Genomic DNA, 19,407 nt, shown 5'->3' on the forward strand with positions numbered 1-19,407 from the left:
GAGGAAATATGCGAGCAGTTGTTCAACGAGTAAAACGGGCCGCGCTGTCTGTAGACGGAAAGGAAGTCTCCTCCATCGGCGGGGGCCTGATGGTGTTGGTCGGCGTCACGGATACCGACACGAAAAAAGACATGGAATACATCGGAAACAAAATCATGGGCCTGCGCGTCTTCAACGACGAAAACGGCGTGATGAATGTGAATGTCGGCGACAGCCAAAAGGAAATCATGGTAGTCAGCCAATTTACCCTTTACGGCGACGCGAGAAAGGGCAATCGACCCAGCTACATTCGCGCAGCCAAAGGCGAAGTATCGGAACCCATGTATGAAGATCTGATAGCCTACATCGAATCTAAGGGACACGACGTGGCTCGCGGCGTTTTTGGCGCGGACATGGCCATCGACATGGTGGCAGACGGGCCGGTTACGATTTTAATCGACAGTGAAAGGAGCTTTTAATGGCAGTAGATACACTTTTAGTCGGCGGTACGACGAATTGTTATATTGTTTATGACGACGATAAAAACGGCTTTATCATCGATCCCGGTGCGGAAGCGGAAAAGATCCTTGCCTACGTGAAAGATCAGGGCTTAACCATCGAAGGGATTTTACTCACCCACGGCCACGGGGATCATATTTCCGCATTAAATAAAGTCCGTGACGGCCTGGGCGTGAAAGTCTATATGCATAAAAGCGAATTGGAAAACTTTCTAAGTCAATCGCCTGAATTCGTGGCCATGCTCGGCGGCGAACTGCCCGACAAAAATCCGGACGTCTTTGTAAAAGACGGCGACGTTATCCACTTTAAAGCGGGGGATGTAAAGGTAATCTTTACGCCGGGACACACCCCGGGAGGCGTTTGTTATCTGTACGGGGATACACTTTTCACCGGAGACACCTTATTCCAAGGCTCCATCGGCCGGACGGATTTTCCCGGCGGCGACGTGGCGGCCATTATGTCTTCCCTTATAAGACTCTCTAAATTAGATGAAGATCTAAAGGTGCTGTCCGGTCACGGATTCCCCACGACCATCGGCGCAGAAAAGCGCATGAATCCCTTTATGCGGCAAATATTATGATTCGAATAGTTAATGGCACAGATTCGGAGTGGCACACCTTTTATGAGCTGCTTCGGATCTATTTTCCTGCTTACGAGACATCCGGCGAATTGTTTTTAATTGTTGACACGAAACCGAACAGCAAACACGTAACCTTACTCATCGACGATGATCGCTACGACAAAACCTTTTTGGGTGAGGACGAATTTGAATTGAAGCGAAAAATAAGTGCGTGGATTGCCGCCGAAGTGGAGCATCCGCGCAAAGAGCCCTCCTTGTGGGGAAGTTTAACGGGGACTCGCCCCATTAAATTTTTACAAAAGCATCGCCGAGAATTAGGGGATGCCGGGGTTATGGAGCTCTTAAAAAAGGACTATTTACTGGATCCGGAAGTAGCGGGCCTTTTGATGGATATTGCGAAACGGGAAAGTGCCGTGATCGGAGACAATTGGGGCCGCGGGTATTCCTTGTACATCCACATTCCTTTTTGTCCCACGCGGTGCGAATACTGCAGCTATCCCACCATCGGAAGCGACAACAAAGAAGCCGTCAGATTGTATATGGATTACCTCGTAAGGGAACTTTCATTTGTGCTTCAAAAAATGGACAGCGCCCCGGAGACCATCTACATCGGCGGCGGTACGCCAACCTCCATTCCCGTGGAGGAATTGAAGAAAATCTTTGAGCTGCTCCGCGATTTAAAGCCCAAGGAATTTACCCTTGAAGCCGGCAGGCCCAAGACCATTACGCCGGAATTGGTGGAGATGATTCGCAACTACCCTGTGAGCAGAATCAGCATTAATCCGCAAACCATGGTGGACCGCACCTTGAAAGCGGTGAAGCGGCCACATAGCGCCGAGGATATATTAAAGGCCTACCGCCTGGTCCGTGAAAAAACGAATCTTGCAGTGAATATGGACATGATCTTAGGTCTCGGCGATGAGACCGTGGACGATGTGAATTATACGCTGAATCAACTTTGCGAACTGGAACCTGAAAACATCACGGTCCATATGCTGTCTTTAAAAAACGGCTCAAAGCTTTTTGAAAACAAAAGCGTTTTTGTAAAAAATACCCGTGCCATGGAGAACTTCGCCATGAATTTCTTAAAGGACAGGGGCTACCATCCTTACTACCTCTATCGGCAGAAGCGTATTTTAGGCAATGGCGCCAATATCGGCTATGCGAAGGAAGGGAAAGAATCCATCTACAATATGATTATGATGGAAGAAATTCACACGGTTATCGGCGTAGGCATGTCCGCTACGACGAAATTAGTGGATAGCGAGGGAAACACCATTCGAAAGTTTTCAAATTTCAGAAATTTGCGGGACTACACGGACCGTTTCAGCGAAGTGCTTAAGAAGAAGGCGACGTATTTGGGAGACGTACTATGATTTTAAAAAAACTCTTAGATGCCATAGAAATAAAAGATCGAAAAGGCGCCATCGATGCGGATCACAGTGTCGACGGCATCTCCAATGACTCCAGGGAGATCGGCGAAGGAGATATCTTTGTCGCCATGAAAGGCGTCTTGGCCGACGGTCACGATTACATTCAAAAAGCCAAAGAAAAGGGTGCCGCCCTGGCTGTGGTGGATCATTTTACGGAGGACGACATTCCACAAATCTTGGTCGATAATCCTCGAATGGCCCTGGCCGACTTGGCCTGCACGTTCTACAATCATCCGTCGAAAGAGATGAAAGTGTTCGGCGTGACGGCCACCAACGGCAAGACATCCACGGCCTATATGATTCGCGATCTATTTAAAGAAGCGGGCTATGAGGTCGGCGTCGTGGGCACAGTGGAAGTGCAGTACAAAGATGTGTCCATTCCGTCGATTTTAACGACGCCGGAGAGCATCCATCTGCAAAAGCATTTGCGGGACATGGCGGATGCCGGCGTGGACGTGGTGGTTATGGAAGTGTCCTCCTCAGCTCAGGAATTATACAGAAGCAGAGGCATCGATTATGACATCGTAAGCTTTAACAATATTTCCGTGGAGCATTTAGAGCAACACGGTACCTTCGAAAACTACTTTCACTACAAGAGCCGCTTGATTCGCCACGCCGAGAAAAAGACGGCGGTGATTTTAAACATCGATGCGCCCTTAATCGAAGGCCTGGTCGATAAGACCAAGGGCGATGTGTTTACGGCGGGTATCGAAAAAGATGCATCCATCGGAATCGATGCCATCGACCTGTCCTCAGGTTTTGCGAAATTTAATTACGTGGTGCGGCAGGGGCATCATACGGATTATTGGTCCCTGGAGCCCACGGTTTTTCCCATTCAACTGAAAGTGGCCGGCTATCATTCCGTGTTAAACGCCATGATCGCCATAACTTACGGCTTGCTGGAAGGAATAGAGGGAGAAGTCATTCAAAAGGCCATGGAAAATTTTTCTGGGGTCGAAAGACGCTTCGAATTGATCTATAATAAAGAATATATGATCCTGGACGATCACTTTGCCAACGAAAAAAACATCGCCGTTACCTTGGAAACCCTGTGCCACATGGAATACAAGAACCTTCACCTGCTTTATGCCATTCGCGGCGGAAGAGGCGCCGAGTTAAATCGCGACAACGCCCTTGAAATGGTGAAGTGGATGCACAAACTGCCCTTAAAGACATTTGTGGCCACCAGGAGTGAAGAAGTGGTCACGAAAAAGGACGTGGTATCGGAAAGCGAATTGGCCGCGTTTAAAGAAGTCATGGCCGATGCAGGCTACGATGTGCCCGTGGTAGACGATTTAAAAAGCGCCATCGACAAGGTATGGGGCGAGGTCGGCGAAGGGGATGTCTTTTTACTGGCCGGTTGCCAAGGCATGGACCACGGCGCCAAATACGTGTGGGAAAGCTTGGCGGAAAAAGCAACAGGCGATGAGAGATCTGATTGGATGAAGAAAATAGAAAACAGAATTTGCTAGGAGGCATCATGGGAGAAGCATTAGGCGCTTTAAAACGCAGTCATTTTTGTGGAACATTAAGAGAAGAACAGATCGGTGAATCCGTCACCGTCATGGGCTGGGTACAAAAATCCAGAAACCTCGGGGCCATTGTTTTTGCCGATCTTCGCGATTACACGGGGATTGTGCAAGTGGTATTTGACGGGGATACGGATGAAGCTATTTTTGAAAAAGCGACGCGACTCCGCTCGGAATTCTGCGTCGCCGTCGTGGGCACGGTCCGCATGCGAAGCGCTGTAAACGAAAACATTCCCACGGGCAAAATCGAAGTGTTGGCCACGGAATTGAAGATTTTATCTGAATCCGACGTGCCGCCCATTTATGTCAAAGACGACGACGATGTGTCCGACGACTTGCGTTTAAAATATCGGACGCTGGACTTGAGAAAGCCCCGCAGTCAGGCGATTTTACGCACCCGTTCTCGGGTATATAAATTAACACGGGATTTCTTCGACAGCGAAGGTTTCGTGGAAGTGGAAACGCCGATGCTGAACAAGCCGACGCCGGAAGGCGCGCGGGATTACTTGGTGCCCAGTCGTATTCACGAAGGGGAATTTTACGCCCTGCCCCAATCGCCGCAGCTGATGAAGCAAATGCTCATGGTGGCTGGGTTTGATCGCTACATTCAAATCGCCCGCTGCTTCAGAGACGAAGATTTGCGCTTCAACCGTCAACCGGAATTTACGCAAATCGACATGGAGTTGAGCTTTGTAGAAGCGGAAGATGTTATCGAAGTGAACGAACGTTACTTAAAAATGCTTTTTAAGGAAGTTCTGAACAAAGATTTAGCCATTCCCTTCCATCGCATGACCTATCAAGAAGCCATGGATCGCTACGGCGTCGACAAGCCCGACGTGCGCTTCGGCATGGAATTAAAAGACGTTTCCGATTTAGTGAAAGACTGCGACTTTAAAGTATTCACCTCCGCCGTGGAAAGCGGCGGCAGCGTACGGGCCATCGTCGTCGAAGACGGCGCCGATTTCTTTTCGCGGAAGAAAATCGACAAGCTGGAAGCCTTCGTCAAAGACTTTAAGGCCAAGGGTCTTGCATGGGCCAAGGTGAAGGATGACGAAATTCAATCGCCTATTTTAAAATTCATCGGCGACGACACCATGGGCAAAATCCTGGCAAAACTCGAAGCCAAATCCGGTGATTTGGTGCTCTTTGTAGCCGATAAAAACGACACGGTCTATGCGGCGCTGGGTAATTTGAGAAACCACATTGCCGATGAAATGGGCATGATCCCTGAAGATGTCATCGCGCCTTTGTGGATCGTGGAATTCCCCTTGTTCGAATACGACGAGGAAGAAGGACGCTATGTGGCCAAACACCACCCCTTCACATCGCCCATGGATGAAGACTTGGATAAACTGGAATCCGATCCCGGCGCCTGCCGCGCAAAAGCCTATGACATCGTCATTAACGGCGACGAAATGGGCGGCGGATCCATTCGTATCCACGACAGCGAGATTCAGTCCCGCATGTTTAAAGCCTTGGGATTCACCAAGGAAGAAACAGAAGAAAAATTCGGCTTCCTCATCGAGGCCTTCCGCTATGGGGCACCGCCGCATGGTGGCTTGGCCTACGGGCTGGATCGCCTGATTATGCTTTTAACCGGCGAAAAGAATATGCGCCATGTCATCGCCTTCCCGAAAACCCAATCGGCCAGCGATTTGCTTACCGGCGCGCCGGTATCTCTCTCGGAAAAGCAATTAGAGGAAGTTCACATTCGCGTTATTGAGGAGTGATCTTATGATCCAAATTGGACACATTTTATCTGTTAAAAACGGATTAGCCTATATGGAAGTCAGCAGAAAAGGCGCTTGCGGCTCCGCCTGTGCCGTCTGCGAGAGCACGGCCTGTGAGTCGAAATCGGAATTTATTACCGTTCCAAACGAACTGAATGCCGAAGAAGGGGATCGCGTGGAATTGTTTGTTAACGATCATTTCGTGCTCCACTCCATTTACAAAGTCTACGGCATTCCCTTGATCGCTTTTTTACTGGCCGTCGGTCTGGGGCAGTTAATTCTGCCGGATGCCATGGCGAGAAAAGACTTGTATATCTTTATTTTCGGCGCCTTGTCTCTGGTCATCAGCTACTTTATTTTGCGTTCGGTAGACAAGAAACACGCCGATCAGGCGAAACTGAAAATGGTCCGTATTTTGTAAATAGAAAATCCATGCCCCGTGGCATGGATTTTTTGTGTTTCTATGGAGTTAAAAGGTTTTAAATTTGTGGAAAATAGGATGGGTATTTCTCAATGAGCGTTTTCTGAAAGCACGAAGGGATTGGGAAAACAAACTGGACGCTACAATGCCCATGGAAAGCGCCACGGCAATGGAAAAGGTGTTTGCCCCTTCCCGTACGAAAAATTCCATATTGTCCTGAATTAAATAGCTCATGGTGTAATACATGCCGCCGCCGGGGACCAGCGTAATCAATTGAGGCAGAACAAAAATCGTCGCCGGCATTTTGTAATGGCGAGATAAAAATTCGCTGAGAATACCCATGATTAATGCGGCAACAAACGCGCCGAAAAAGGCGCTGCCTTCCAGTTCCAAAATTTTTAAATAAACCAAATAAGAGAAACCGCTGCTCAATGCGGCGGGGATCAACGCTCTTTTCGGTAGTTCAATGGGAATGGAGTAACCGATGGTCGCTGCAGTTGAGACTACAAACATGATAAAAAGTTTTGAAACGGGCATATCAGCCTCCTATAATCTTTTGAATGTTCAGAATAAATCCGACGCCCAGAGCAATGGCGAGGGCGACGAAAATGCCCTTTGTAATGCCGATCATGCCGGAGACAAAGTCCCCGCTCATAATATCCCGAAGGGCGTTTGTAACCTGCAAACCGGGTACCAGCGGCATAATGGAGCCAATAATAATCATATCCATATGCAATCGCGACGATGCGGAAGCGCCGATAAAAGCGAGAATTGAAATGACCATGGTGCCGATGAAAGTTTCAGGGAAGAAAGACATATCGTAATGGGAAGTGATGCGCATGCTCAAGCCCAAAACGGAACCGACGAAAAAAGTGTAGGCAAAATCGAACCAATCGCCGCCGAACATAATGGCGAAAGAAGCACTACACAAGCCGGTAAAGAGGATAGCTAATGGCAAGGAACATTTTTCCATGGTTGAGATGGAATAGAGCTCTTTTTTTGCATCTTTCAGAGAAATTTGTCCGGCGACAAATTTTCTGGAAAAGGAATTTATGGCGTCGATGCGCGTCAGATGAATCCCCTGGGATTCGATATCTTTAAACATGGTTATGGTTTCGCCTTCGTATTGTGCGGAGACAAAAATCGCCGAACTCAGACCGAAGACCTCCACCTCGTGAATTTCTTCCACGCAGGCACACATACGCTCGATGGTATCCTCGGCACGGTAGATTTCCGCGCCGTTTTTTATAAGCATTTGGCCGGTAATCATGGCCAGATTAATGACATTTTTGGCTTCATTTAAATCATTTACGTGAAGTTTTTCCATGCCAATCACCTGCTTTCTTTATTAATTCTAATTTAGCCTTGCGGCTCAGTTTTTTTATGGCCGCCTCCCGCTTAAGTCCCCACGATTTGTCTGCGCCTTCTTCGACATAAACGAGGGATACGGGCAGGCGAGCGCGGGTGTATTTGGCACCGACACCTAAATTGTGTTCCTCAAGGCGCCTGGCTGGATCCGTGGTGTAGCCCGTGTAAAGGGTGTCGTCTGCACAGCAGAGGATATAGACGTAATGTTTTTTTAATTTTTCCATTGGCTTAACACTTCTTTTATGGCGTCGTAATGAAAGCCACGGGATAGAAGAAAGCGAACAATCTTTTCCCACGACTTATTTAATTCACCGCCACGAAGGTATTTCTTTTCCACCACAGACTGAATCATGTCCTTTTCCAAATCCGTCGTGTATTCCTCCAGAACGCGGTCAATGGTGTCGTCGTCGATGCCTTTTCTGCGAAGGGCGTAGGCAATTTTCATCGGCCCGTAACCGTTAATGTTTCGCTTGTCCCGACAATACAAAAGGGCATAGGCCTCGTCGTCCAGAAAATCGTAGTCGACTAAGTAGTTTACCACTTCGTCGATGACTTCGCCACATAATTCCTCCGAAAGAAGAAGTGTGCGAATTTCCTGCTCCGTTTTTCTGTTTCTCAGCTTTTTCAGGGCCAAATCGATTCCCTCTTGTCGGGCACTGTCGAAACGAATGGCGGCGACATCTTTCTCGTCCACCTCTTTGCCCTTATATAAATTGTGGCGCACGAATACCGCCTCTTTAAGGGCAAGGGTCTCGTCATTGGAGAGGCAGATTAAATAGCGGGAACCGTCTTTTTTTATTTTTAAAATCTTCATAGGCATCACTGACTTATTTTAACATATATTAGAATTTTCTTCTCGATGATGCGGATCATTGAAGGGGCGGAAACGTTGAAAATGTACCGTTGCTGTGATAGTATTTATGTAAAATTGAGATGAGGTGCAGGATGATTGCAATACTTTCACAGATATTTAAATACATTTTCATTCTAATCATTTACCTGTTTATTTTTACGATTATTCGTATGATTTATTTGGATATTCGCTCCATGCAATCCATGGAAGTCGGTAAAGATGAAGCGTATTTAAAAGTTGTGAATCGACTGGATTCACTGAATTTTAAAATGCAAGAATACTACGTGCTCAGAGGCGCGACGAAATTAGGGCGAAGCAGTAAAAACGATATCGTCATCAAAGACAGTTTTGTTTCAAAAAACCATTTGATGATTGAAAAAGAAAACGGCCATTACTATATTCGCGACTTAAACAGCGCCAACGGCACGTTTTTAAATGGTCAAACCCTTTACGAGAAAACGGAATTGAAAAACGGCGACCGCATCGGCGTTGGTTTTATTCAATTTTTATTTGTCGATCAAAGTAGGTGATTCTGTGGATAATAAACTGTTCAGACGACCGCGAGACATACTGCTCGTTTTTGAAATCTTGGCCATCGCTTTGGTTTTTTATACCTACGAAGGGCATCTGGATCGCCAATTGTTATTCCTGACAGGTGGTCTTGTTTTTGTTATCTACATTTCAAATTTTATCCTCGGCAAAATTACTACCGGCGATAATTATATATTTTTAATCGTATCCCTTCTTCTGACCATTGGTGTCATCACGATTTTCCGCATAAAACCGGAAACGGGCATCAAGCAACTTCAATGGGCATTTATAGGGGTATTGTTTTTTTATGCCACCTATTTCATCGTCCGCGTCGTGCCCCATGTGGAACGCTACGGCTCTTTGGCCTTGATCATCAGCGTCCTGCTCTTCTTATCGACGATTCTGTTTGGTAAAACCGCCCACGGAGCGAGAAACTGGCTCAACCTCGGCTTTATTATTATTCAGCCTACGGAATTTATTAAAATTCTGCTCATGTTTATCCTAGGCAGCTTTTACTATAATTACGAAAAATACAAAAAGTATCCCTACACCAGCTATATTATTATGGCGATCATTTACTTTTTCGTCTTGCTCTTATTTATTCAACGGGATTTGGGAACAGCGGTACTGTTTATGGCTATGTACATCGCCATTCAATTTGTTTACGATCCGGATATTAAGGCGTTTTTCATCAACCTCGGTCTTTTGGCCCTGGGAAGCGTCTTGGGCTACTTTCTCTTCGGCCACGTGCGTACCCGTATCGACATATGGCTCGACCCATGGAGTTCCGCTTACGGCACGGGCATACAGATCGTGCAATCCCTTTTTGCTATTGCCGAAGGCGGCTTCTTCGGTGCCGGCATCGGCTTCGGCCATCCGGAGCTGATTCCCGTCGCCGTATCCGACTTTATTTTCCCGGTTATTTGCGAGGAAATGGGTTTGTTTGCAGGCTTTGCCATCATTCTACTGTACATCCTCTTAATTTATCGGGGCATTAAAATTGCTTTGGAACAAGAGTATAAATTTTATCGCATGCTGGCCATTTCAGCGACGGTACTGATTTCTGTTCAGGCCTTTTTGAATATCGGCGGCGTGACGAAGTTGATTCCCATGACCGGGATCACCCTTCCCTTTATGTCTTATGGCGGCAGCTCCATTTTATCCAGCTTCATAGCCCTGGGCATTTTGCAGGTAGCCTCGGAGGATTTGTCGTGGAAGTATGAGAGGGAAATTATGAAAGATGAGGTGAGCGATGAAGCAATCGGAAAATAAACGCATCATTATTTTGCTCGCCGGCCTGATCGTTTTGTTCTTAAGTTGCATTGTCTATTTAAGCTACTTTTATATTTTCCAAGCCGAAGAAGTGAAGCGTAATCCTGCCAATCGCCGCGGCTACATCGAAGAAGCGCAGATTAAGCGCGGCGACATTTACGATCGAAACGGGGAAGTCTTGGCCACCTCGAAGGGCGCGCCCGGCAATTACCGAAGAGAATACACCTATCCCACGTTGTATTCCCATATTATCGGCTATTGCCATCCCTCGCTGGGAAAAAGCGGTTTGGAATCGTCTTATAATGATTACCTTCTGAATCGCAACGGCAATCGCACCCTCAAGGCCATATCGGATATGATTCGCTCGAAAAAACAAGACGGCAATTCTTTGGTGCTCACCATCGATACCCAAGTGCAATCCAAAGCCCGCGAGCTTTTGGAGGAAAATACCGAAAAGGGAAGCGTCGTGGTCATGAATCCCAAGACAGGGGAAGTTTATGCCATGGTGTCTCTGCCTGACTTTAATTCCTCGACCATTGCCGAAGATTGGAATGCGTTACAGAAGAATGAATCCGGCGCATTGCTTAATCGCTCCATTAACGGGCGTTACCCGCCGGGCTCCACATTTAAAGTTATTACGGCGGCCTCTCTTTTGGGGCAAGATCGCATCGGTTTAAACTACGAGGACACGGGGTCCCAAGTTGTCGACGGGCGGGAATTTAAAAATGCCGAAGGGGCACAATACGGCAGTGTCGATCTCAGGGAAGCTTTGGCGAAATCCATTAATACCTATTTCGTGGAAAAAGGTTCTAAACTCGGTAAAGAAACCCTCGGCGGCACGGCGGACAAGTTCTATTTCAATTCGAAGATTCCCTTCGATCTTCCCGTGTCCGTATCCGTTTTCGACTATAAGAAAAATTTGCCGAAAACAACCTTGGCCGCCTCAGCCATCGGCCAGGGGGATGTATTGGCGACACCCCTGCACATGGCCCTGGTGGCCTCCGCCGTGGCTAACGACGGCAAAATGATGCAGCCGATTTTAGTGAAAGAAGTGGAAGATGCGAAGGGCTCGGCCATTGAAGAGCATAAGCCGAAAGTACTTGCCGAATCCACCTCGTCGGATATTGCGAAGACATTGACCAAATACATGGTCTCCGTCGTTCAAGACGGTACCGGCAGGCGCGCTTCTTTGCGGTCAACGCAAGTTGCGGGCAAAACCGGTTCCGCCGAAAATGCTTCGGGCGAAAACCACGCGTGGTTTATCGGATTCGCACCGGCCAAGGATCCGCAAATCGCCGTGGCCGTCATTTTGGAACAAGCGGGCAAATCCGGGGGCAGTGTGGCCGCCCCCATTGCCCGGGACATTATCGTCTATGCATTAAACAACATCGACTTTAATCAAGGCCGTGAGCTGCCGGAGTCCGACGATGATTGATCGAGAGGTCTGCGTCATGATCGCTGCCGCCGGCATGGGAAAGCGCATGAATATAAAACAAAACAAGCAATATTTGCCCATTCACGGCAAGCCCATGGTTCGCCATACCATTGAAATTTTCGACGGCATGGAGGAAATTTCATTCATCGTCCTTTTGATTCGAGAAGGGGAAGAATCGATGATGGGAGAAATTCTGGCGTCTATGGATTTAAGTCACAGTATTTACCTGGTGGTCGGCGGTGACGAGCGCCAGGATACCATTTGGAAAGGCCTTCAATTTCTAAAGAATTGGGACGGCATTATCCTTACCCATGACGGGGCCAGGCCCTTTGTCACAAAAGAGGAAGTGCGTGCCGTCATTGAAGGAGCCCGTGAAAGCGGGGCCTGTTGTTTGATGACGCCGATGAAGGACACGGTGAAGATTAGTGAAGATGGCCTGTGGAGCGGTGTTACACCGGATCGCTCGAAGCTTTTCGCCATTCAAACGCCACAAGGCTTTCAAAAAGAGATTTTGGTTCGCGCCTATAAGCAGGCATATGACGAAGGCTACTACGGAACCGACGATTGCTCCCTTGTGGAAAAGACCGGTCGTAAAGTAAAATTAATACGCGGTTCCTACAACAACATTAAAATCACGACACCGGAAGATTTAATCTTTGCCGATGCCATTTATTCAGATAGGAAGAGCCCATGAGAATCGGAATCGGATACGACGTCCATCAATTAGTCGAAGGAAGAAAACTTATTCTCGGCGGTGTGGAAATACCCTATGGTCGCGGCCTTTTAGGCCACAGCGATGCCGACGTACTCATTCACGCCATCGAAGATGCCATATTGGGCGCCTTGGCCCTGGGTGATATCGGGAAGCTCTTTCCCGACACGGATCCCGCCTATAAAGACGCCTCCAGTATGGGAATGTTTGAAAAAGTCATGGCCATCGTGAAGGAAAAGGGTTATGCTATCGGCAACATTGATGCGACAGTTATTGCTCAAGCGCCGAAGCTGGCGCCCCATATACTCGCCATGCGGGAAAATATTGCTTCGGTTTGCGAAAAAGATCTCGGTGCAATTTCCATAAAAGCGACAACCAGTGAGAAAATGGGGTATGAAGGAAGAGGAGAAGGCATGACAGCCATGGCGGTTGTGCTGTTAGAACCTGCAGAAAAGAAAGGACAATAAAATGTTAGTTACGGGAAAACAAATTTTACAACATGCAGACGAACACGGCTATGCAGTGGGCGCCTTTAACGTGAACAATATGGAAATCATTCAAGCCATTGCTCAAGCGGCAGACGAGCTGCGTGCGCCGGTTATTTTGCAAGCGTCTCAAGGGGCGATCAAATACGCCGGCGTAGACTACATTACTTCGCTCGTAAAAACCACAGCCGAAAAGCTCGACGTTCCCATGACCTTGCATTTGGATCACGGTACGGATTTTGATGAAATCATGAAATGCATTCGCAGCGGCTTCACCTCCGTCATGATCGATGCATCGAAACATGAGCTGGAAGAAAACATTCGTCTTACCAAAGACATTGTGCGAATCGCTCACTCCGTCGGCGTATCCGTAGAAGCTGAAATCGGTAAAATCGGCGGTACGGAAGACCAAATCGTCGTCTCCGATGCAGAAGCGACCTACACGGATCCGGAAGAAGCACGGATTTTCGTAGAAGAAACAGGCGTAGATTCTTTGGCCATTGCCGTCGGCACGGCACACGGCGTCTACAAGGGCGAACCGAAGGTAGACATCGAGCGAATCAAAGAAATTGATCGCATCGTAAGCGTTCCCTTGGTCCTTCACGGCTCCAGCGGCGTGCCATACGACACCCTGGAAAAGGCCGTAGCAGCAGGTATCCGTAAGATCAACATCGACACGGACATTCGCGCCAGCTTTGCCGGTGCGGTAAAGGCCTTTGTCACAGAAAATCCCGACGAAATCGACCCGAGAAAGATTTTAAAACCGGCTCGTTCGGCAATGACTGAAACGGTGAAGGAAAAAATTAAAGTCTTCGGCAGCGACGGCAAGGCTTGGAAGTAATGAAGTTTTTCATCGATACGGCGAATATTTCCGAAATTAAGGAAATCGAGGCCTGGGGGATTTTAGACGGCGTCACCACAAATCCGTCGTTAATTGCAAAGGAAAAAGATGTTGTCTTTGAAGATGTTGTGAAAGAGATCGCATCCATCGTCGACGGCCCGATTAGCGCCGAAGTGACGGTAGAGGGCGCCGAGGACATGATTGCGGAAGGCAAGATGCTCGCCGCCATTCACGAAAACATTGTCGTGAAAGTGCCCATGAACGAAGAAGGCTTAAAGGCCATTCGCGCCCTGGAAGGGGAGGGGATTTCCACGAACTGTACCTTGATTTTTTCTGAAAATCAGGCGCTTTTGGCCTTGGCTGCCGGTGCTTCATTCATCAGCCCCTTTGTCGGACGATTGGACGACATCGGCCACGAGGGCATGGCGCTGGTGCGAAACATCGTTTCGATCATCGATTTTTACGGTTACGAAGCGGAGGTTATCGCCGCCAGCATACGCAATCCGCTCCACGTAAAAGAAGCGGCACAAGCCGGGGCCCATATTGCCACGGTCCCCTACAAGGTGTTTCATCAAATGCTTAAACATCCGCTGACAGACAAGGGAATTGAACAATTCAACAAAGATTTTGAAGGGACGAAGAGAGCCAATGGATAGAGATCTCAGTTTAAACTTAGCACGGGTTACGGAAGCGGCGGCTTTAAGTGGTGCACGCTTCTTGGGAAAAGGCGATAAAAACGGCGCAGACGGTGCGGCAGTCGATGCCATGCGCCGCATGTTCGATACGGTGCACATTAAAGGCAAGGTTGTTATCGGCGAAGGAGAAATCGACGAAGCACCCATGCTTTATATCGGTGAAGAAATCGGCATGGGGGGTCGTAGCGATGAAGCCGTTGATATTGCCGTGGATCCCATAGACGGCACAACGGCCATTGCAAACGGCATGAACAACGCCATTGCCGTCGTTGCCGTAGCGCCGGAGGGTTGCTTATTGCACGCGCCGGATGTCTACATGAAAAAAATCGCCGCAGGCCCCAAGGCAAAAGGTGCCATTCGCCTGGATGATACCGTGGAAAATAATATTCGCAGGGTTTCCGAAGCCATCGGAAAGGCACCGGAAGAGATGACTGTCTCCGTACTGGATCGCCCCCGCCACGACGAATTAATCAAAGAAATTCGCGCCACCGGTGCCCGCATTAAGAAAATTAAAGACGGCGACATCGTTACGGCAATTTATACTTGCTTTGAAGAGAGCGGAATTGATATGATTATGGGCATAGGCGGCGCGCCGGAAGGCGTCATCGCAGCAGCGGCCTTAAAATGTTTAGGCGGCGATCTTCAAGGAAAGCTCGTTATGTACGACGATGCACAAAAAGAGCGTGTGGCAAAAAGCCCGGCCGATCCCGAAAAGATCTACACCATCGAAGATCTCGTCAAGGGCGACGATGTGATCTTTGCCGCAACCGGCGTATCCAACGGCGATTTACTGAAAGGCGTGCGCTACATGAAAGGCAACAAGGCGACTACCCAATCCTTGGTTCTGCGCTTGCCCTCGAAGACCGTTCGTTTTATCGACAGCGTCCACGACTTAAATCACAAGCCGGAGTATGCGAAGTAAATTGACAAAAAGAAGAAAGTATGCTATCCTATAAAAGTTAGTAATAGAGATGAATTTTTAAAGAAAGGAGTGTGGACAGATGAAAAAAGGTATCCATCCCGAATATAAAGAAGCTACAGTCACTTGTGCTTGTGGTAACACCTTTACGACGGGCTCTGTAAAAGAGGATTTAAAAGTGGAAGTTTGTTCCGAATGTCATCCTTTCTTCACAGGACGTCAAAAGTTTACTGATACGGGCGGACGTATTGATAAATTCAACAAAAAGTACAAAAGATCATAAGAAGACGGCCCGTGAAAGCGGGCCCTTTTTTTTAAGGAGTTTCTCTGTCTATGAATGAATCCTTTAAGACGACCATCGGCGGTCAGGCCCTGATCGAAGGGGTGATGATGCGCGGTCCTTCGAAAACAGCTTATGCCGTAAGAAAACCCGACGGCGACATTGCCCTACGCATCGATAAAAATAAGCAAATCGCCGATCAATACCCCTTTTTAAATTGGCCGATTATTCGCGGCGCAGTCAAGCTAATCGAGGCCATGGTCATCGGCGTCGACGCCATTATGTATTCCGCCTCATTTTGGGAAGAAGCGGAAGGCGAGAAAGACAGCTTTTTTAGCAAGCACTTCCCGGAACAGGGAGAAAAGATCGAGCAGATTTTTACCGTGAGCTTCTCTATTCTCTTAGCCGTTTTATTTTTCATGGTACTACCCAATGTATTGGCCACGTATTTTGAGCGCCACATTGCAAGCTCCGTCTTGCTGAATCTCGTGGAAGGCGTCTTTCGAATCGGGATTTTCTTCGCCTACATGGCGTTGATCTCGAAACAAAAAGACATCGGCCGCGTCTTTGAATACCACGGCGCAGAACACAAATCCATCGCCTGCTATGAAGCCGGGGCGCCTCTTGAGGTAGAGGAAGTAAGAAAATATTCTCGCCTTCACCCGCGCTGCGGCACGAGCTTTCTCTTTATGGTTTTGATCCTTTCGGTGATTATTTTATCCTTCTTTGGATGGCCCTCATTCTTAGGTCGCATCCTCGTGCGTCTATTGGTCTTTCCCCTTATTGCCGGGGTGAGTTACGAGGTCAACCGTCTGGTGGGAAAATATGACACGCCGCTCACCATGGCTCTGCGCTATCCCGGACTGATGATTCAAAAGCATTTTACCGTGAGAGAACCCGACGACAGCCAAATCGAAGTGGGCATCGCCTCTTTAAAGGCGGTTTTGCCTGCCGAAGGGGAAAGTGATCTATGGAAGTAAAGGCGGCCTTTGAAGAGGCTTGTGGGGCCTTAAACGGCGATCGGCGCCGCGCCTATGAGGTCTTTGACGGCCTCTTTCAAATGGATCGTAAAGCCCTTTTAATGAATCCTGAAAAAAATCTTTCCGAGGCGGACGTTTCACGCCTTCGCCATGTTATTGAAAAAATGGCCGGGGGCATGCCCATGGCCTACGCTTTGAAAAAAGCCTATTTTTACGGCGAGGCCTTTTATGTAGACGAGCGGGTATTAATTCCTCGCTACGATACGGAAAGAAGCGTGGACGCTATTTTGCGCCTTTCGACGAAAGCGAAGCGCATTTTGGAAATCGGCGCGGGCTCCGGTTGTGTGGCGATTACCTTAGGGCGGCTTATTCCCGAAGCAATAATCAATGCGGCAGATATTTCCGGGGACGCGTTGGACGTGGCAAAGATAAATAAAAAAATGCACGGCGCCTCGAATGTGCATTTCATTCACTCCGATCTTTTTTCATCGATAGAAGGCACTTACGATGTGATCTATTCCAACCCGCCATACATTACCGCAGATGAGATGAAGGCATTGGATGATAGTGTCGCCCGTTACGAGCCCCACTTGGCCCTTGAAGGCGGCGAAGACGGATTGGATTTTTACCGCAGAATCATCGAGGCGGCGCCACGATTTTTAAACACAGGGGGCTATTTGGTGTTTGAAATCGGGGCAAAACAGAGAAAAGATGTGGAAGATTTACTCCATGGCCATGGTTTTTCGGCCATCGGGTCTGAAAAAGATTTCGGCGGCTTGGATCGCGTCGTTTTTGGGAGGTTAGACAATGTTTGAAAATTTATCCGTATATGAAGATCGCTACAATGAATTAAACGAGATGATGATGGATCCGAAGGTTCAAAGCGACAGTAAACTGCTGCAAAAAACGGCCATCGAACACGCAGAGATCGAACCCATCGTAAAAAAATACAGAGAGTATGTGGAAACGACGGAGGCCATTGCCGATAACAAGTCCATGTTCGATGAAAAGCTCGACGACGACATGCGTGAGCTTGTCAAAGAAGAGCTGAAGATGGAGGAAGAGCATCTGGCGGAAATCACGGAGGAATTAAAAATTCTCTTGATTCCCAAAGATGAAAACGACGACAAAAATGTCATCGTGGAAGTGCGCGGCGGTGCCGGCGGCGACGAAGCGGCCCTTTTCGCCGGCGTCCTCGTGCGTCAATACATTCACTACGCCGACAATCACAACTGGAAGACTGAAATCATGTCCAGTAATGAAAACGGCATCGGCGGTTACAAAGAAGCGATTCTTTTGATTCAGGGAAAGGGCGCATTTTCTCGCTTGAAGTACGAATCCGGCGTCCATCGGGTGCAACGGGTGCCCGAAACGGAATCTTCCGGCCGCATTCATACTTCCACGGCCACGGTCATTGTCATGCCCGAAATCGACGATGTGGAAGTAGAAATTGACCCCAACGACGTGCGGGTGGATGTGTTCCGCTCCTCAGGCAACGGCGGTCAATCGGTTAACACTACCGACTCCGCCGTCCGGTTGACCCACGAGCCCACGGGAATCGTCGTCAGCTGTCAAGATGAAAAGAGTCAGTTGAAGAATAAAGACAAGGCTTTTAAGATCTTAAAGGCGAAGCTTTACGATATCGAAATGCAGAAACAAGAAGATGCATTGAGCAAAGAAAAGAAGTCACAAATTGGATCAGGCGATCGCTCCGAACGCATTCGCACCTATAATTATCCTCAAGGCCGCGTCACCGATCACCGCATCAATTACACGAGCCACCGCATTGACGACATTAATAACGGCGATCTCGACGATTTAATTGACGCTTTGACGGCGGCGGATCAAGCGGCAAAAATTGAAAATGTCGACTAATATGTCTCAGATTACCCCCGAAAGCTTGTTTTATTATCATTTATCAGATATAATGGAGAAGCAAAGAAACAACATGATATAAGGAGGCATTATTATGCACGCAATGACACAAGACAACTTAAGAAGCGCCTTCGGTGGCGAAAGCCAAGCCCACGTCCGCTACGGCATTTGGGCAAAAGCTGCCGGAAAAGAAGGTTTCCCCAATGTTGAAAGACTCTTCAACTGCACCGCTGAAGCTGAAAGAGTTCATGGCAATCTGCACTTTAAAGCCATGAAAGACATCCACGGCGACTTCGCAGTAACCAGCATGGCAGGCTTCGGAATCGGCACCACCTCCGAAAACCTCCAAAAGGGTATCGACGGCGAAACCTTCGAATTTACCGAAATGTACCCCGCATTTATCGAAGTAGCTAAGATGCAAGGGGAAGACGACGCTGTAAAGGCTATGCGTTTTGCTATCGAAGCTGAAAAGATTCACGCCGTTCGCTACGAAGAAGCGAAAAAAGCAGTTGACGCCGGCAAGGACTTAGACGCAAAAGACATTCTTCTCTGCCCCGTATGCGGCTACATCACCTTTGATGCAAGCGAAGAAGAATGCCCCATCTGCCACACCAAATCCAAAGCATTTGTCGCTTACTAAGACTAAAAAAGACATCTTCGGATGTCTTTTTTCAGGTTCTATGTCAACCATTGGGGAGTCTAGTAAAAACTAGGCTCCTTTTTGTTTTCCTACACACCCTCACTCACTTATCTTTTGAACAAACAAAAAGCAGTTTCGTGCGGAAATGATGAAAGTTACGCATTCCAAAGGCCACGCGCTTCACCGTCTTGATCTTGTTGTGCGTTCCTTCCACGTAGCCGTTACTCCACGGGTAATCAAAGCTGTTGGTGATCTCCTCGAACCAGTTGTTGTAGGCACGTAAGCAGTGGCGCCACTCCTTTAGCCCGCTTTTCTTTGCCTCTTCCATCC

Annotated in this window: 24 protein-coding genes; 19 read left to right on the forward strand and 5 right to left on the reverse strand. The window is 48.1% G+C overall.

What is annotated here, in order from left to right; translation table 11 throughout:
• The first annotated feature begins 8 nt into the window (after positions 1–8).
• Genes dtd through KO087_RS02765 form a run of 6 tightly spaced genes read left to right on the forward strand, consistent with a single transcriptional unit; the run spans position 9 to position 6,191 of the window.
• The gene (dtd, locus tag KO087_RS02740; protein WP_215507482.1) at positions 9–458 is read left to right on the forward strand and encodes a D-aminoacyl-tRNA deacylase; all 450 of its coding nucleotides are present in this window, start codon (positions 9–11) and stop codon (positions 456–458) included.
• Entirely contained in the window at positions 458–1,078 is a 621-nt protein-coding gene (locus KO087_RS02745) for an MBL fold metallo-hydrolase (protein WP_215507484.1), read from the forward strand. Before dtd ends, KO087_RS02745 begins: the two co-directional genes overlap by 1 nt.
• The gene (gene hemZ / locus KO087_RS02750) at positions 1,075–2,454 is read left to right on the forward strand and encodes a coproporphyrinogen dehydrogenase HemZ (protein ID WP_215507486.1); all 1,380 of its coding nucleotides are present in this window, start codon (positions 1,075–1,077) and stop codon (positions 2,452–2,454) included. The genes KO087_RS02745 and hemZ overlap by 4 nt, the downstream gene beginning before the upstream one ends.
• Positions 2,451–3,983, forward strand: a complete 1,533-nt coding sequence (locus KO087_RS02755) for a Mur ligase family protein (protein WP_215507488.1) — start codon at positions 2,451–2,453, stop codon at positions 3,981–3,983. Before hemZ ends, KO087_RS02755 begins: the two co-directional genes overlap by 4 nt.
• 8 nt (positions 3,984–3,991) lie before the next feature.
• Positions 3,992–5,770, forward strand: a complete 1,779-nt coding sequence (gene aspS / locus KO087_RS02760; RefSeq protein ID WP_215507490.1) for an aspartate--tRNA ligase — start codon at positions 3,992–3,994, stop codon at positions 5,768–5,770.
• A 4-nt stretch (positions 5,771–5,774) separates the two neighbouring features.
• Entirely contained in the window at positions 5,775–6,191 is a 417-nt protein-coding gene (locus tag KO087_RS02765) for a SoxR reducing system RseC family protein (protein WP_215507492.1), read from the forward strand.
• A 48-nt stretch (positions 6,192–6,239) separates the two neighbouring features.
• Here KO087_RS02765 and KO087_RS02770 read toward each other — a convergent pair whose 3' ends face one another.
• The 4 genes from KO087_RS02770 to KO087_RS02785 are packed head-to-tail and all read right to left on the reverse strand — an operon-like array spanning position 6,240 to position 8,373.
• On the reverse strand, positions 6,240–6,728 hold the full coding sequence (locus tag KO087_RS02770; RefSeq protein WP_215507494.1) for a threonine/serine exporter family protein: 489 nt from the start codon (positions 6,726–6,728) through the stop codon (positions 6,240–6,242).
• A 1-nt stretch (position 6,729) separates the two neighbouring features.
• Positions 6,730–7,518: a threonine/serine exporter family protein gene (locus KO087_RS02775; RefSeq protein WP_215507495.1), complete on the reverse strand. Its 789-nt coding sequence runs from the start codon at positions 7,516–7,518 to the stop codon at positions 6,730–6,732.
• Positions 7,496–7,783, reverse strand: coding sequence for a GIY-YIG nuclease family protein (locus tag KO087_RS02780; protein ID WP_215507496.1), 288 nt, complete (start codon positions 7,781–7,783; stop codon positions 7,496–7,498). The genes KO087_RS02775 and KO087_RS02780 overlap by 23 nt, the downstream gene beginning before the upstream one ends.
• The gene (locus KO087_RS02785) at positions 7,771–8,373 is read right to left on the reverse strand and encodes a RecX family transcriptional regulator (RefSeq protein ID WP_215507497.1); all 603 of its coding nucleotides are present in this window, start codon (positions 8,371–8,373) and stop codon (positions 7,771–7,773) included. The genes KO087_RS02780 and KO087_RS02785 overlap by 13 nt, the downstream gene beginning before the upstream one ends.
• A gap of 131 nt (positions 8,374–8,504) precedes the next feature.
• Between KO087_RS02785 and KO087_RS02790 the strand changes: the two genes are divergently transcribed.
• From KO087_RS02790 to KO087_RS02850, 13 genes are all read left to right on the forward strand, one after another.
• Entirely contained in the window at positions 8,505–8,942 is a 438-nt protein-coding gene (locus KO087_RS02790) for an FHA domain-containing protein (protein WP_215507498.1), read from the forward strand.
• 4 nt (positions 8,943–8,946) lie between these two features.
• Positions 8,947–10,215, forward strand: coding sequence for an FtsW/RodA/SpoVE family cell cycle protein (locus KO087_RS02795; RefSeq protein ID WP_215507499.1), 1,269 nt, complete (start codon positions 8,947–8,949; stop codon positions 10,213–10,215).
• Positions 10,196–11,650 (forward strand): peptidoglycan D,D-transpeptidase FtsI family protein, encoded by a 1,455-nt coding sequence (locus KO087_RS02800; RefSeq protein WP_215507500.1) that lies wholly within the window; start codon positions 10,196–10,198, stop codon positions 11,648–11,650. Before KO087_RS02795 ends, KO087_RS02800 begins: the two co-directional genes overlap by 20 nt.
• On the forward strand, positions 11,643–12,344 hold the full coding sequence (gene ispD / locus KO087_RS02805; RefSeq protein WP_215507501.1) for a 2-C-methyl-D-erythritol 4-phosphate cytidylyltransferase: 702 nt from the start codon (positions 11,643–11,645) through the stop codon (positions 12,342–12,344). The genes KO087_RS02800 and ispD overlap by 8 nt, the downstream gene beginning before the upstream one ends.
• Positions 12,341–12,829 carry a 2-C-methyl-D-erythritol 2,4-cyclodiphosphate synthase gene (gene ispF / locus KO087_RS02810; protein WP_215507502.1) on the forward strand — a complete coding sequence of 163 codons (489 nt, stop codon included), beginning with the start codon at positions 12,341–12,343 and terminating at the stop codon, positions 12,827–12,829. The genes ispD and ispF overlap by 4 nt, the downstream gene beginning before the upstream one ends.
• Before the next feature lies 1 nt (position 12,830).
• On the forward strand, positions 12,831–13,688 hold the full coding sequence (locus KO087_RS02815; RefSeq protein ID WP_215507503.1) for a class II fructose-1,6-bisphosphate aldolase: 858 nt from the start codon (positions 12,831–12,833) through the stop codon (positions 13,686–13,688).
• Positions 13,688–14,344: a fructose-6-phosphate aldolase gene (fsa, locus tag KO087_RS02820; protein WP_215507525.1), complete on the forward strand. Its 657-nt coding sequence runs from the start codon at positions 13,688–13,690 to the stop codon at positions 14,342–14,344. Before KO087_RS02815 ends, fsa begins: the two co-directional genes overlap by 1 nt.
• On the forward strand, positions 14,337–15,305 hold the full coding sequence (gene glpX / locus KO087_RS02825) for a class II fructose-bisphosphatase (RefSeq protein ID WP_215507504.1): 969 nt from the start codon (positions 14,337–14,339) through the stop codon (positions 15,303–15,305). Before fsa ends, glpX begins: the two co-directional genes overlap by 8 nt.
• Positions 15,306–15,384: 79 nt before the next feature.
• A complete protein-coding gene (gene rpmE, locus KO087_RS02830; protein WP_108832136.1) occupies positions 15,385–15,585 on the forward strand; it encodes a 50S ribosomal protein L31 in 201 nt (66 codons plus the stop codon).
• Positions 15,586–15,635: 50 nt separating this feature from the next.
• Positions 15,636–16,562, forward strand: coding sequence for a DUF1385 domain-containing protein (locus KO087_RS02835; protein WP_215507505.1), 927 nt, complete (start codon positions 15,636–15,638; stop codon positions 16,560–16,562).
• Positions 16,553–17,377 (forward strand): peptide chain release factor N(5)-glutamine methyltransferase, encoded by an 825-nt coding sequence (gene prmC, locus KO087_RS02840; RefSeq protein WP_215507506.1) that lies wholly within the window; start codon positions 16,553–16,555, stop codon positions 17,375–17,377. Before KO087_RS02835 ends, prmC begins: the two co-directional genes overlap by 10 nt.
• Complete coding sequence (gene prfA, locus KO087_RS02845) at positions 17,370–18,437, forward strand: peptide chain release factor 1 (RefSeq protein ID WP_215507507.1); 1,068 nt, start codon at positions 17,370–17,372, stop codon at positions 18,435–18,437. Before prmC ends, prfA begins: the two co-directional genes overlap by 8 nt.
• Positions 18,438–18,531: 94 nt before the next feature.
• Positions 18,532–19,077 carry a rubrerythrin family protein gene (locus tag KO087_RS02850; protein ID WP_215507509.1) on the forward strand — a complete coding sequence of 182 codons (546 nt, stop codon included), beginning with the start codon at positions 18,532–18,534 and terminating at the stop codon, positions 19,075–19,077.
• A 103-nt stretch (positions 19,078–19,180) separates the two neighbouring features.
• Here KO087_RS02850 and KO087_RS02855 read toward each other — a convergent pair.
• Positions 19,181–19,407 (reverse strand): transposase (locus KO087_RS02855; protein ID WP_215507030.1); only part of this gene is annotated, 227 nt, incomplete at its 5' end.

It is taken from the genome of Peptoniphilus rachelemmaiella, assembly GCF_943169845.1.
In the GTDB taxonomy this organism is placed as follows: Bacteria; Bacillota; Clostridia; order Tissierellales; family Peptoniphilaceae; genus Aedoeadaptatus; species Aedoeadaptatus rachelemmaiella.